Origin of the sequence: Gracilibacillus salitolerans (genome assembly GCF_009650095.1) — a bacterium.
In the GTDB taxonomy this organism is placed as follows: Bacteria; Bacillota; Bacilli; order Bacillales; family Amphibacillaceae; genus Gracilibacillus; species Gracilibacillus salitolerans.
Map to the genome: position 1 here is coordinate 4,619,349 of NZ_CP045915.1, position 15,210 is coordinate 4,634,558.

General features: G+C 36.9%; 11 protein-coding genes and 1 pseudogene. 5 read left to right on the forward strand and 7 right to left on the reverse strand.

Features of this window, described 5'->3' with window-relative positions; all coding sequences use genetic code 11:
* Nucleotides 1–127: 127 nt before the first annotated feature.
* The 7 genes and pseudogenes from GI584_RS21670 to GI584_RS21700 all read right to left on the reverse strand — a co-directional run bounded on the left by GI584_RS21670 (nucleotide 128) and on the right by GI584_RS21700 (nucleotide 7,732).
* Nucleotides 128–1,273: a DNA alkylation repair protein gene (locus GI584_RS21670; RefSeq protein ID WP_228552306.1), complete on the reverse strand. Its 1,146-nt coding sequence runs from the start codon at nucleotides 1,271–1,273 to the stop codon at nucleotides 128–130.
* Between the two features lie 174 nt (nucleotides 1,274–1,447).
* Nucleotides 1,448–1,516, reverse strand: a pseudogene (locus GI584_RS24440) (helix-turn-helix domain-containing protein); the annotation flags it as partial.
* Between the two features lie 206 nt (nucleotides 1,517–1,722).
* Nucleotides 1,723–2,562, reverse strand: a complete 840-nt coding sequence (locus GI584_RS21680) for a helix-turn-helix domain-containing protein (RefSeq protein ID WP_194842068.1) — start codon at nucleotides 2,560–2,562, stop codon at nucleotides 1,723–1,725.
* Nucleotides 2,563–2,655: 93 nt separating this feature from the next.
* The gene (locus GI584_RS21685) at nucleotides 2,656–3,846 is read right to left on the reverse strand and encodes an ROK family transcriptional regulator (RefSeq protein WP_100358812.1); all 1,191 of its coding nucleotides are present in this window, start codon (nucleotides 3,844–3,846) and stop codon (nucleotides 2,656–2,658) included.
* Between the two features lie 44 nt (nucleotides 3,847–3,890).
* Nucleotides 3,891–5,459, reverse strand: a complete 1,569-nt coding sequence (locus GI584_RS21690) for an FMN-binding glutamate synthase family protein (protein ID WP_100358811.1) — start codon at nucleotides 5,457–5,459, stop codon at nucleotides 3,891–3,893.
* A gap of 416 nt (nucleotides 5,460–5,875) precedes the next feature.
* Nucleotides 5,876–6,859: an aldo/keto reductase gene (locus tag GI584_RS21695; RefSeq protein WP_100358810.1), complete on the reverse strand. Its 984-nt coding sequence runs from the start codon at nucleotides 6,857–6,859 to the stop codon at nucleotides 5,876–5,878.
* 15 nt (nucleotides 6,860–6,874) lie between these two features.
* On the reverse strand, nucleotides 6,875–7,732 hold the full coding sequence (locus tag GI584_RS21700; RefSeq protein ID WP_153792600.1) for an NAD-dependent epimerase/dehydratase family protein: 858 nt from the start codon (nucleotides 7,730–7,732) through the stop codon (nucleotides 6,875–6,877).
* A gap of 767 nt (nucleotides 7,733–8,499) precedes the next feature.
* Here GI584_RS21700 and GI584_RS21705 point away from each other — a divergent pair.
* From GI584_RS21705 to GI584_RS21725, 5 genes are all read left to right on the forward strand, one after another.
* Nucleotides 8,500–10,029: a response regulator transcription factor gene (locus tag GI584_RS21705; RefSeq protein ID WP_153792601.1), complete on the forward strand. Its 1,530-nt coding sequence runs from the start codon at nucleotides 8,500–8,502 to the stop codon at nucleotides 10,027–10,029.
* A gap of 10 nt (nucleotides 10,030–10,039) precedes the next feature.
* Nucleotides 10,040–11,803: a sensor histidine kinase gene (locus GI584_RS21710; protein WP_153792602.1), complete on the forward strand. Its 1,764-nt coding sequence runs from the start codon at nucleotides 10,040–10,042 to the stop codon at nucleotides 11,801–11,803.
* 198 nt (nucleotides 11,804–12,001) lie between these two features.
* On the forward strand, nucleotides 12,002–13,303 hold the full coding sequence (locus GI584_RS21715) for an ABC transporter substrate-binding protein (RefSeq protein WP_153792603.1): 1,302 nt from the start codon (nucleotides 12,002–12,004) through the stop codon (nucleotides 13,301–13,303).
* A 119-nt stretch (nucleotides 13,304–13,422) separates the two neighbouring features.
* Nucleotides 13,423–14,331, forward strand: a complete 909-nt coding sequence (locus GI584_RS21720; RefSeq protein ID WP_153792604.1) for a carbohydrate ABC transporter permease — start codon at nucleotides 13,423–13,425, stop codon at nucleotides 14,329–14,331.
* Complete coding sequence (locus tag GI584_RS21725; RefSeq protein WP_100358804.1) at nucleotides 14,328–15,155, forward strand: carbohydrate ABC transporter permease; 828 nt, start codon at nucleotides 14,328–14,330, stop codon at nucleotides 15,153–15,155. The genes GI584_RS21720 and GI584_RS21725 overlap by 4 nt, the downstream gene beginning before the upstream one ends.
* Nucleotides 15,156–15,210: the final 55 nt, after the last annotated feature.

Below are 15,210 nucleotides of genomic sequence, written 5' to 3' on the forward strand. Positions count from 1 at the left end.
TCCCATTTTCCCCTGAACAACGAATATTTAATAAAAATAGAATATCGATTCGTAACATGATGTGGACAGCAGTGAAATTTGTGGTATTCCATCTGCTATCCATGTTTCTATTAATTATCCTAGTAGCTCATGTTTGCAATACAAACTCCCTACTAGCCTTTTCTTCTCCATTTACTAAAATCGTTACAATGTGTACTCCGCTATAATGTTTTCTTGTCGTTAGATCTTCCCATGTATGTCTCCGTACGATGCTTGCGGATTCATTAGAATAACGTTTGTCAGAGAGTTTAAATATTTTTCTGCTTTGTTTTCCGTTTGCTTTTACAAAATCGATAGCATATTCAATTCTTAATTGGATGGATTGAGCCGATTGATTTCTCATCTGAAAACTAAATTCCATCGTATCACCGAGCGAAAATTGCTTTTGTGACAACATTAAATCTTCGACAGTAATATCCTTAGCTGATGCGTATCCGAAAAGGCGAAGTGCTTCTACATCTCCTTTCTTTAGTAAGCTACGACTCCCATGTTTCAGAATCCAGTCTGTGACGGGATCTTTACTGCTCCATTTATGTATGATTTGCTTCACTAATAGAGGATGATCTTTGGAAATATCATTCAAGTTATTCGCAACGCTTTTTTGTACATACTTGGAAGGATCTTGTTTCAATTCTTCTAATATTGGAAGAATCTCACTCGGATCATTTTTGAATCTCTTCAAAGGTGCTGCCCAAGGAAGTCTCGGTCGACAACCTTCACTTGCTAATCTCCGAACATGCTCATCTTCATGCATCGACCAATCTAGCATCTGCTCGATCATTTTCGGTGGATTTTTAATAATAAAAGGTCTTACCGCAAATTCGGAACTTGAATACTTGGTAAATTCCTCTAGAGCAGTCATCGAAGTATCCCAATGATCAATACCATACCTTTCAACGAAATCAGGGAAAAATAAATACTCAAATCCACGACACTGAGGTGCAATGTCCATTAATAGTTGTAGTGTTTCTTCATAGGATGCAGGAAAAGTCTCCCGAATAGCCAATGAAACGTGGCGAATTCTTTGCTTTAACTCCAGTTGGTTCCAGCTTTCATCGAAGATAGTTTCCATAAATTTTGTTTTGTCAAATACTGGGTAATGTGAGCCCACGATACCAGTAAATCTTTCAAAAAACGCTGAGCTATACATATCTTTTAAAGGTTTGGACATGGTTACAGCTTTCCTTTCGTTATTTGGTGTATGTTGGCAACCAGTAATACTACCGATTGCCATTTATTACATTGCTAATCTTCGAGAATCAATGAAATTTCACTTTATCATAAAGCCGGTGTGTGATTTGACACTCCCACGACCGCTGAAATTCAGAGGTGTTTTCTAAACTTTTGATTGCATTTAATGCATCGTTCATATTTCCCCACTGAATCATATCTATCCATTGCTCTTCCTCTTAGCGATAAGCACTTCCTGTTCTTTGTTGGGGTATATGCGAAATTTGTAAGCTTTTTTCACTAATATGATTTCCTCCTCTATTCAATCGGAACGTTTGTTCTTATTTTATCCTGTTTATGGAAATAAGTCTATCTATATGATGGATGGTCGGACAACCAATATGGCAATGAAGCCATCTCTTGTCCGAAGGCGATTCATCTCCCACTTACTCTGAAGCTCCTTGAAGCAGGATTCTTCTCACCTAAAACCGATCCAAAACAAAACCTGCACCATTATTGATGCAGGTTCCGATAAGTGGAAGGTGTAAGACCTTCGCGTTTTTTAAATGTTGTAACAAAGTGACTGACACCATTAAACCCAACTTGTTTGGCAATTTCTTTCAAGGATAAATCTGGTGTAGTAATCAGAATGCGTTTTGCTTCCCGAATACGTAATTGTACAAGAAAAGAATATGGACTTATCCCAAAAGTATCATGAAACATCGTATTTAAATGTTGAGAACTTACTTGTGCTTTTTCAGACATTTCCAATAAACCAATATCTTGTGGGTATACTTGCTCCAACCATTCGACAATGCCTCTTATCTTTTCAAAAGATTGCAAGATAGACAGTTTATTATTCATTTGACCATATTTTTTTAAGCGCATTAAAAATTGATAGAGATCGGCTGAAATTTCATGGGCTAAATGATGTGGATCTTGAAATTCTTCCAGTTTTCCGATAATTTTCTCCATATGTCTGCTAAAGGAAATGTTTTCATTCTCTTCATAAAAAGCAGAATAGTTCATATCTAATGCATTTAAAATCGGGTCTATCGCCGCTCCAGTAAAGGTAATATAATATGTTTCCCAATGTACGTTTGCATCGTGATCGGAATAATATTTATGAGGTGTGTATGGCGTTAACAAAATACCTTTGCCTGGTGGTAATGAAAAGGATTGATTTGCTAATTCAATGATTCCCTCTCCCTTCACCGTTTGTAACCAGTGGTAATAAGGGTATCCTTCCGGTCGATTAAAATCCAATTCATATGGATTATAGCCGATACTTTCAATATATACGGGTAGAGGGTTTTCAGAAACGGAAAAAGTAAATCGTTTTTTCTCAGCCACTTTATCACAACTTTCTTCATATAATTCTTTTATCTACCATTTACTTTCTGTATCCTCACTGATGGATAGTGAGGATACCTATAGCGCAGTCTCCTATTTTATTACCGGCTCGAACAATTCACTCAAAATCAATGCTACTGCCCCAAGCGAGGAGCCATATTCTCCTAGTTTTGATAGATATACCGGTGTTTCCTGTGCCCGCTCCGAGATTGTTCTTGTCCGGATCGTATCGATAATCGGATCAAGAATAAAGGCATCCGCTTTTGAAACACCACCACCGATAATTATTATACTAGGATTACAAACATGAATTAAATTGGTTAGTGCAATTCCTAAATAAGTTCCAGCTTCTTTTAATACATCTTGGGCTAATGAGTCTCCTTCCATTGCCACTTGGTGTACTACCTCTGCTGTTATCGTTTCATGATGCGCAGATAAGCTACTAGCATTTCCTTGCTCTAATAACTCCTGTGCTCTCTCTGCAATGGCAGGACCTGAAGCGACAGTCTGTAAACAGCCTTCATTCCCGCATGTACACTTTTTGCCATATAAGTCAACTGTCATATGGCCAATTTCACCAGCAATGCCATGCTCTCCACTATATAGTTTGCCATCAATCACAAGACCAGCACCGATGCCTCGTCCCACATTCACCGCAATCATACTCTTATTTGACATTTGATTTTCAAACCACGCTTCTCCCAAAGCTAATGATTTCGCATCATTCTCTACTTTTACATCCATATCAAATGTTGCTTCTAAATGTTCTTTAATAGGTATATTTCGTAAGTTCAAGTTAGGTGCAAATATCGAAATACCTTGCTTAGAATCTACTACACCATGCATGGCTACACCAATTCCGATGAATTGCAAGGATGAATGCTTCGTTTTTAATTGCTCTACTCCGGTTGTTAGCATGTTTAAAAAACTGTCTTTATGTAGTTCCTGTGCTATCCCTTGATCCATTTCATCAACAATTTCCCCTGAAAGGTCTGAAATAATAAAACGAATATCACTTGGACCTACGTCAATACCGATAATATGGAAACCTTTCGTATTGAGCACTAACATCGTTGGTTTTCTTCCACCCTGTGATACACCGAGCTGACTTTCTTTAATTAATCCTTGTTCTAATAGTTCTTTCACAATACTTCCGACAGTTGGTGGTGTTAACTGTGTTTCCTTGGCAATTTGCGCACGCGAAATAGAACGTGCTGTGCGAATTTTATTTAAAATAATCGATTTATTTATTGATTTCATCCATTGAAAGCTTCCACGTTGCATCTTTTTCCCCAACTTTCTTAATATACTTTAATAAGTATATCACATTATTTATTTGTCATTAAGTGATTCTCGTAGACTACATCATACAGATCTTTGTAAGCAACATGCTTCTCTCTTAACTGTGTTGGGGATTCTAATCCAGCAGCTGCCGTTATATTAAAGAGCCCTTCTCTAATGGATATCACATAATTGGTCACTCGATAAGATTTCTCTTCAATATCCAGTCCTCTCTGCAGTTTAGGATCTGTTGTTGCAACACCAACTGGGCAATGATTAGTATGACATACTTGTGCCATAATACATCCCGTTGTGATCATGAATGCTCGAGATACCTGTACCAAATCCGCCCCCAGTGCTAAAGCGAAAGCAATTCGATCTGGTGTAAATAGTTTACCTGATGCAATAATTCTTACTTGATCACGGATACCTGCCTGAAGCAACGCTTGATGTAAGATTGGAATAGCAGACTTAATTGGAAGCCCTACACTATCTGTCAACTCTTGAAAAGTTGCACCTGTTCCACCTTCTCCACCATCTACGGAAATAAAATCCGGTTTCTTCCCTGTTTCTTTGATCGCTTCAGCTAATTGCTGTACATCACTTTCTTGCCCGACAACTATTTTAATACCGACAGGTTTTTCTGTTACATCGCGAATTTGTTCAACAAAATCTAGCAAGCCATGAACATCTGAAAATTGATGGAATCGATTCGGACTATCATTCGATTGAAATGGCACAATACCTCGGTCACGGGCAATTTCTTCTGTTACTTTTTCTGCTTCAAGATGGCCACCACGTGTTTTCGCGCCTTGTGCCAGTTTTAGTTCAAAGGCTTTAATTTGATCAATGGCTGCCTTCTTTTTTAATTCTTCCCATGACATGTCACCCTTTGGTGTACGTACCCCATATAGACCGGGGCCAATTTGCATGACTAGATCAACATCACCTTTTAAATGATAAGAAGATAAGCCACCTTCACCCGTATTCATCCATGTACCACCAGCACGGCCCAATCCGATTGAGAGTGCCGTTATCGCTCTTTCACCAAGTGCGCCAAAACTCATCCCGGACATACCAATTAATCCCCTTACATGAAAAGGATTTTTCGTTTTCGGTCCAATGACTATTTCATGCTTTTGTCCCAATAAATAAGGAGATACTTGCTGTTTCTCACGGTGTTCTTTTCTAGAAAAAAGGTTTTCCTTATCAATGTGATATACTCTTGTATCCACCTTTGGTTCATGATCAATTGATAATTCCTCTGTTAATCTCGGAAACATTGTGTTCTTAATATAATATCCTGGCTGGTCAAAATCTCGTTTGGAACCAAACCCTTCTAATCTCTTTTTATACTTTGCCGGCATGACAACATTCAGATAGTCTTTTCTCGAGAATGGCTTCCCTGTGTCGTCATCTGTGAACAGGTACTGTCTTAATTCAGGTCCAATACTTTCCAGAAAATAACGAACCCTCCCAATTAGAGGATAATTACGTAAGACCGCGTGTCTTTTTTGGCTTCGGTCCACCAAAAAACCGAGAAACATGAGTATCCCGGGAATAATCAAAATAACCAATACAATTGTCAATAAAATAACTGCAGCAATATCCGCCATATTTCCACTCCATCCTATTAATTTCTTTATGAATATGTATGATAAAGTATAGAAAACTACTTCTGTTTATCTATTTCATAATCGATACAAACTATGAACTAGTGTACTTGCACTCTCTTTATAACTCATTTTTTTCGACAAGTTTTCACTCAAGCTCGATAGATTTTGTCGATTATCTTGATTTATTCAACAATTCTTTACTCTTCTTTGATAGATTTGTCAGTAATCTTCGTCTTTTACAAGCTGGGGGCCTTCATGTATGGGTTTTTGCCGATGAAGGAAGCAATGCTTCACAAGAGCTTTGCACTAACACCTCTCCCCATAAGAGTGAAAAAAGTCATGCCAAAGTTACTGCTCAATTTTTCGGTGCGCAAATGAAAAGGTATGGAAAAATTCCTTTTCCATACCTCATTGTATTAATATGCTCCACGAATATGATCGTGCACTTCATTTTTATAAAAGCTTCTTAGTTTATCTAACTCTTGTTCTGAGAATTCAGGGACATCAACTGCTGCCAGGTTATCTTCCACTTGTTTTACCGTTTTAAAACCTGGAATCACGGAAGAAATAGCTTCATGGCTTAAGATCCATTTCAATGCTGCTCTTGTCATATTGCCTCTTCCATCTGCAATCCATTCTAATTGTTTGCTCAATTCTACCCCTTTGTCAAAAGGTAAACCAGCAAAGGTCTCCCCTACATTAAATGCTTCACCATTTTGATTAAACTTACGATGATCATCATCCTCAAACTGATGAGCAGTGGAGAATTTACCTGTTAACAATCCACTGGCTAATGGTACTCTTGCTAAAATGCCAACATTCTTCTCTTGTGCAACCGGGAATAACTCTGTGATTGGTTTTTGACGGAACATGTTAAAAATCACTTGTAAAGCCGCTACATTTGGATTTTCCATAGCAAGTAATCCTTCTTCAACTGTCTCTACACTAACACCATAGTGACGAATTTTTCCTTGTTGCTGTAATTTATCTAATACTTCAAACACTGCTCCATCACGAATGATTTCAATTGGCGGACAATGAATTTGTATTAAATCTAATTGTTCACGTTGTAACCTTCTTAAACTGTTCTCGACATAATTTGTTACCGATTCTTCTGAATATGTCGCCGGATCATGAATATCTCCGGCACGACAAAATTTCGTTGCAATATAAATCTTATCTTCTTTTCCCTTTGTTGCTTTAGCAAGTAACTCCTCACTATGACCATCACCATAAACATCAGCAGTATCAAAGAAGTTTACCCCAGCATCCATTGCACGCGCGAGTCCGTTTAATGCCTCTTGGTCATTTGTCTGACCCCATGCACCACCTATTGCCCAGGTACCAAAGCTTAACTCACTTATTTTCATATCTGTTTTTCCAAATTGACGATATTTCATTATATACCTCTCCTCTTATTCATCGTTTGTTTTTACATAGTCACGCCAGTCATGTACAGGCTGCCAACCTAACACTTCTTTCGCCTTTTTATTACTTAGTAATGTTTCAAATCCTTCTACCGGCTCTCGAAAATCGGCTACATTGGGAAAGCATGTCTCCATCAACTCTTTGCTTGTGATATCCATACTGGTGTTGTCAGCAGCAAGGTTTAATGCTACTGTCCCCAATCCATCTTTTTCGACTGCCAATCGATAGGCTGCACCGGCATCACGTGCATCAATATAACTCCATAATATCGGCTTGCGTAACTCCGGTTTATGTATAAACTCAGGGAAGTTTTCATACATATGCGGTGCGATGACATTACCAACCCGCATCGATACGACTTGCATACCTGTACGCTGATGAATCATTTCAGCCGTTTTTTCGTTTACTATTTTAGATAGACCATAACTATCTTCTGGCATTTGTGGATGTTCTTCATCGATTGGTACATATAAAGGTTGTAAGTCTTGCTTACTGAACACAAACCCATAAGATGATTCACTAGATGTAATCACTGCCTTTTTGATACCTAATGTGCCTGCTGCTTCTAAGATATTATAGGTAGACATCGCATTATTTTGAAATGTTACTTCGTTTGGGTGTGAATATGCTACCGGTATCGCTGCTAAGTGAACGACAGCATCTGCGCCTTCCAAAACACCATACACTTCACCAAGGTTGGTTAAATCTGTAATAATCGTTCTGCATTTAGGTTCTGCCGGGTACTTCTGATCCACATTTACGACTTCATAATCATGATCCAAGAATTCCTGAATAACAGAAGGACCTAATAAACCACTTCCACCTGTAATAACAACTTTTGCCATATTGACGCCACCTTCCCTACTTTGTTTGCGTTTTCACATATTATTATACGTACTTTTAATAAAGAATAAAAAGAATCCGCTCACCCCTGCCCTTTTCTCCTGATTCGTAGTAGATACAAACTGCGAACCAATGAAAATTTACTTTGGGTAGGATATTCTCCCATCCTCTGGAGGTGATGGCTAGCTCGTCGCTGCGGAAAAATACTCCCTTTCCGGGGGCACGGCTTCAGCTAACTTGGTGATGAAAACCGCATCACCAAGTGGATCTTCAGCTCGCGCTGGTCCCCCAGGAGTGTCGCATTTTTCCGCAGCTTAGAATGGCTTTCTGAAAAATCGACAGAAAAGCCAATGGATATAGTTCCATAAGTTCTGCTCTCTCAATAATCAGAACACTAAAATAGCGTAGGCAGAATACGGAGACTCCTGTGGGACAGTGAGAGCTGAAGATCCACTTTGCAAAGCGGTTTTCTTTGCAAAGTTAGCTGAAGCCGAGCCCACGGAAAGCGCAGTATTCTGCCGAAGCGTATCACAGCACTCAACATAAATCAAAATGGAAGAAAGCAAATCCACATGACAATTACTTCGCAGTTTATGGACTTTGTACACCATTTTATCTTTCTTTCCTTTGAACGAGGGAGGTGAATATCTCTTCTTCCTATTTTCGATCATCGAACAATACCTTGCTGTCTGATATGATAGAAAATATAATAGTTAATCAAATGGGTAAAATATATTCAAATCGTTACAAAGAGAGGACTCTGTCATTAATGAAAGAATTTTATAAAGTGCTGATTGTCGATGATGAAATGCTAATAAGACAAGGAATTATAAATTATATTGAATGGGAAAGTGAAGGATACAAAATTGTTGGTGAAGCCTCAAATGGCGAGGAAGCAATAAAATTACTGGAATCATACCGCCCTCACATCATTATTACCGATATTGTGATGCCAGGGATGGATGGTATTGAATTAGTAAAACACGTAAAAGAAAACTATCCTGATACAGAAGTTATTGTATTAAGCAGTTTCGAAGATTTTGATTACGTAAGACAAACGTTTCAAAGTGGAGTAGCCGATTATATCCTTAAACCAAAATTAAATACAGAGGAATTATTACAAACATTAAATCGTGTTACCCAAAAGCAAATAAAGGCAACAAATGTAAACGATAGTCAGTCGTCGATGGGAGATATATGTAAAAAAATAATAGAAGGCTATCAATCCATACGTGAAATGGATCTCGCACGCACGCACTTTCCATATGATACGTTTGTTTTAGTAGAGGCATTTTGGAATAAAAGAGAAAGCAGTAAATTATCAAAAACATCTATAAAAAATCAACTGCAACAGCATCTTACAAATGTAAAATCTCATGACATCCCATTAAACGAACATAGCATATTGTTTTTAACTAATTTCGCTTCCAATGAACTACCAAAATTAAAAGAAGCTGTTCATGCAATTGATAAAGAAACAGGTTCATCTAACCTTAAATGGATTATCAGTACACCTTTTCAAGCTATTGATGAACTTAAAACCATGTATGAAACAAATCATCTCATCATACAACAATACCATTTCTATTTGTCAGATCGTACGTTCCTTTTTTATGATGACTTGCCAGAAGCAGCAGAAAAAAAGGCAGCGTTTGACTTGAATCATCTGATTTATTTGTTTAAACATAAACAATTCCAAGAAGCTTTTATCTACTTGAATGAACATATAGGCTTACTTTCCAATCAATATGAAACAGACGTTTTTGAATTTAAATCATGGTTGGAAAATATTATGTTTAATATCATTGTTCTACTCGGCAACATGAAGTATGATATCCAGGAACTCGAGGCAGAAAAATATCATTATTTCTCAGGAATCAACGAAGCTTTTCATGTACGAGAGGCCATTTCGATATTTGATACCTTTTTAGCCAAAGTAGAAAAAAAGGTCCTGCCTGCTAATGCAGAGACAACTTCTAACATCCAACTGTTATTGGATTATATTGAGGAGAATTATGATAGTCATTTAACTTTAAGTACATTAGCAGATCATTTCCATTTTAACCCTTCTTATTTATCCAGTTATTTTAGCAAACATCACCAGGAGGGCTTCAGTGAATATTTAAATCATGTTCGCATCAAGAATGCAAGGAAAATGTTGGTGGAAACCGATAAGCCTATATCTGCAATTAGTGAAGCTGTTGGTTATTCCGATCCAAGTTATTTTACTAAAGTATTTAGAAAGTTGACGGCTAAATCGCCAAGCACTTACCGCAAAGAAAACAAACCGACGAATTGAGGCTATTCTTATGAAGAAGTTAATCCGTATTATTCAAGCAAATAATCTATTTATAAAGATTTTCCTGGTCATGGTAATCAGTATCATTGCGGTATCGCTATCCATTACCTATAGCAGTATTCGTATGTCGAGCAATTTATTTATGGATACCTTCAGCATCACCAATTCAAAAATCATGAATCAAATCACAGAAAGGTTTAACTCGTTTACCGATTCGATTGTATCAGCTTCACTGGAGGTAGATACGAATGGTACGATAAAACAGTTGCTTCAGGAAGAGCAAGAAAACAATATTGATCAATCGACTTTTTATTATCATATGACCATTGAAATGGATCGGATTTATGCGGAAGTAGATCCTAATGATGCCAATATGGTCATCATGAGCAACAATCAGGATATCTTTAATATGAATTATGTAAAATGGCCAGTAGACGGAGAAAAACTAGCCAATCATGAGATGATACAACGTGTCGAAGAAAGCCCCAATGACATTGTGTATCAATTTGAAGATTCAGAGGTTACCAATGGTGTACCAATGATCATTGCTTCTAAGGCATTAAAGTTAAGATCGGACTATATATACGGTTATTTATTTTTTTCACTGACGGAAAGAGATTTAAAAAAATTCTATGAAAGTTACACAGGTGCTGGAAATAACGTACTGTTAGTAACACCAAACGGTCAAATTATCTCTAGTAATCAGGAAGAAATGATCGGAGAATCCTCTCCTAAATTGTTGGATTATGCGGAGAGTTTCGAAAATGAAAATTCAGAATACCGAAATGTGGACATATTTGGTCAAAACTACATCCTCCTTTCCGAATATATTCCCAGTCTCGATATCTATCTTGTTAATTTAATTGATCGGGAAATAATTGCTGATAATGTCATTGATACCAGTGAAATAGTCTTGATTAGTATTGCTATTGTCAGTTCAGCCGTTCTTGTTGCCTTTTTAATATTACGTAAAATGACTGTTTCCATTAGTAAACTTGTTAATCAAATTTCAGATATGGCCAGGTATCAATTTAATAAACCGTTAAAAGAAACAGGAGGATATGAAACAAGAAAAATTGCAAAAGCCTTCAATTATATGTTGAATGAACTGCAGGATTATGTTCAAATTTTGATGAACACACAAGAGAAGCAAAGAAAAGCAGAATTAGAAACCTTGCAACACCAAATCAATCCGCATTTCATCTATAATACATTAGCTTCGATTAAATTTATGATTCGTCAGGAGAAAAAGGAGAAAGCATCTGACACAATTGATTCCTTTATTTCATTGATTCAAAATTCATTAAGTAATATCGAGGAAACGATAACCGTTGAACAAGAATTAGAAAACCTCAAAAATTATGTACAGATTAATCAAGCGAGATATGGCGACCGAATTCAGGTAAATTATTTAATTTCACCTGACTGTCTGCATCTTTATTTACCTAAGCTAGTTATTCAACCTTTTATTGAGAATGCTTTTTTCCATGCATTTACAAAGAAAAAAACTGGTTTCATCCAAATATTAATTGCACAAAAGGACCATTCACTTATCTGTGAAATTATTGATAATGGCGATGGCATGATACCAGAGCGATTAGATAACAAAACAATCAAAGCAAAAGAAAAAAGACAATTGTTCAGTGGTATTGGTGTTAAAAATGTCCATGAGAGAATTCAATTATTGTACGGGAAAAATTACGGTGTAGAAATAGACAGTAAACCAGCACAAGGAACAAAAGTAAAAATTAAGCTACCCGTTAAAGAATCATAGGCTAAAAAAGATAACGATCTAAAAAAAGTACAAAATCTAAAAAAAGTTATAATAAAAATCAAACAAATGGTTTATTCTAAAAATAGTTTCATTTTTTACTAAAGATCGTCCAAGAGGTCTTTAGTCTTTTTTGTTACACTAATATCACAGTGTTGAAAACGATTTCACGCTTACAACAATTCTGAGGGGGTTTTTATAGTGAGAGAAAAATTATCTAAAAAGTTTGGGCTGTTAATGGTAGCTCTTGTCACAGCTATGGTATTAGCAGCATGCTCTGGTGGTGCTGATGAAGATGGCGGTGATGATACATCTGAAGGAGATGATGCAGGAATTACCGCATGGGCATGGGATCCAAATTTTAACATCGCAGCATTAGAACTTGCTTTAGAGCATTATGATAACGAGGAATTCGATATGGAAATTAGAGAAAATGCTCAAGACGATATAGTACAACGACTTAATACTGGTTTAAGTTCAGGAACAATGAACGGTATGCCAAACATTGTATTAATTGAAGATCAACGGGCACAAAGCTTTTTGCAATCTTATCCAGATGCTTTCTATCCAATAGGTGACTATTTTAATACAGAAGATTTTGCAGAATACAAGATAGCGCCAACAAGCTTTGATGGAGAACAATACGGGCTTCCATTCGATACTGGTGTAACAGGTTTCTTCTATCGTACGGATTACCTTGAAGAAGCAGGGTACACGCATGATGATTTAGTAGATATTACTTGGAGTGAATATGTTGAAATTGCGAAAGACGTAAAAGAACAAACAGGACAAGCCATGCTTTCTCTAGATCCAAATGATTTAGGTATTCTTCGTGTCATGATGCAAACAACAGGTACATGGTACACAACGGAAGATGGTACGATTCAACTTGAAGGTAACGAACCATTACAAATGGCTTTAGAGAACTATAAAGAATTATTGGAAAATGACCTTGTTAAGTTAAGCTCTGACTGGAGTCAGTATTTAGCAGCATTTAACAGTGGCAATGTTGCATCTGTTCCTGCTGGTAACTGGATTGCTCCTAGTGTAGAAGCAGAAGAATCTCAAGCAGGTCTTTGGAGAGTAGCTCCTATACCTCGTTTAGACATGGAAGGTGCAGTAAATGCATCGAACCAGGGTGGTAGTTCATTCTACGTATTAAATATCGATGGAAAAGAAAAAGCAGCTGAATTCTTAGGTGAAACTTTTGGTTCTAATGTAGAATTTTATCAAGACTTGGTTCAGGAAGTTGGAGCACTTGGTACTTACATTCCAGCCTCTGAAGGAGATGCATACCAATTCGAAAATGAATTCTTTAATAATCAACAAGTAATACATGATTTCTCTCAATGGATGGAGGAAATTCCACAAGTTGATTACGGTATGAACACTTACGGTATTGAAGATATCTTATCGGCAGAAATTCAACAATACTTGGATGGCAAAAGTCTAGAAGACGTACTATCAGATGCACAAGCACAAGCTGAAAACCAGTTTAAATAAGTAGAATAAAGCCCTTGGGAAGAAGCTCATCTATTCTTGAGTGAACCCTTAGCCCAGGGCTTTCTTTTCCTTTATGAAATAGTTAGTATAAAAAGTCTCTTATGAGGAGGGGGATAATCATGAGTCAAGCTTCTAATCCAACGCAGCAAAGAACATTTGCACAGCAAATCAGAAAGAATTATATTGGTTGGCTTTTTATCATTTTATCCGTATTGGGAATTTCTCTTTTCTATTTTTACCCAATGGTTCAGGCGTTGTTATTATCATTACAATCAGGTATGGGCTCAACCCTGGAATATGTTGGTCTTGACAACTATGTAAGATTATTTAATGACCCGACTTTTATTACAGCTTTAACCAATACGATATTATATCTGTTGATACAAGTCCCAGTAATGATTGTTTTAGCTCTAATATTTTCCGTGTTATTAAATGATCCTACATTGAAATTTAAAGGTTTTTTCCGTACTGCAATTTTTTTACCGGCTGTTACTTCCCTTGTAGCATATGCGGTAATTTTTAAGTATTTATTCGGTAATGATGGTTTGGTTAATGACTTTCTGCTAAGTATGAATCTAATTTCTCAACCACTCAATTGGCTTTCTGATCCGTTCTTAGCCAAAATAACTATCATTATAGCCATCACTTGGAGATGGACCGGTTACAATATGATTTTCTATTTATCTGCTCTACAGAATGTCGATAAATCTATGTATGAAGCAGCCAAAATTGATGGTGCTTCTGCAGTACAACAGTTTTTCTTTATTACGATACCTTTATTAAAACCAATCATTCTATTTACTTCCATTGTATCAACGATTGGTACCTTACAATTGTTTGATGAAGTAATGAATATTACCAGTGGTGGACCTGGTAACGCCACAATGACGATTTCTATGTATATTTATAACTTATCGTTTGAATATACACCAGACTTTGGATATGCAGCTACAGTATCTTATGTTATTTTGATCTTAGTTGTCATCCTATCCTTTATTCAATTTAAAGTGGCAGGTGATCGAGATTGAAACAGTTAAAACGAGTTTTCACTTATCTATTTTTAAGTGTTGCAGCAATTGTGTCTATCTTCCCTTTCTTATGGATGTTAGTAAGTATGACGAACAAATCCGTTGATGTAACGGCTGGTCGATTGATTCCTGGTACTCATTTTATCGAGAACTTGAACAATCTTCTTGATCAGACACAAATTGGTACAGCATTATGGAATTCATTTCTGATTGCAGTCATCACAACAGTTTTAACACTATTAATCGGTTCATTAGCTGGTTATGGCTTTGAAATTTACCGATCAAAAGGTAAAGATATAGTATTTAATATTTTGATTTTATCGATGATGATTCCTTTTGCAGCGATTATGATTCCGTTGTACCGCTTATTCGGACAGATATCTGCCGATGCTCCGCTCATCGGTTTAGATACGTTAGCAGCAGCCTTCTTACCGACTATTATTACAGCCTTTTTCATTTTCTTCTTCAGACAGAATACGAAAATGTTTGCAAGAGAGTTAGTAGAGGCAGGTAGAATTGATGGTTTAAGTGAATGGGGCATCTTTTTCCGAATTTATATGCCTACGATGAAAACAACATATGCTGCGGCTGCCATTATTGCATTTATGAACAGCTGGAATAACTATCTTTGGCCATTAGTTGTTCTTCAATCTCCAAATAAACAAACCATACCGTTGTTGATTTCCAACTTAGGTGCAGGCTACACGCCTGACTATGGAGTGATTATGACAGCTATCGTCATTGCCACGCTCCCTACCGCACTTGTGTTCTTCTTAATGCAGAGACACTTTGTTGCTGGTATGATGGGGTCTGTGAAAGGATAATTAGAAATGTACAAAGCGCTCAAAACAGGCTATCTCTATTAAGCAGAGATAGCCT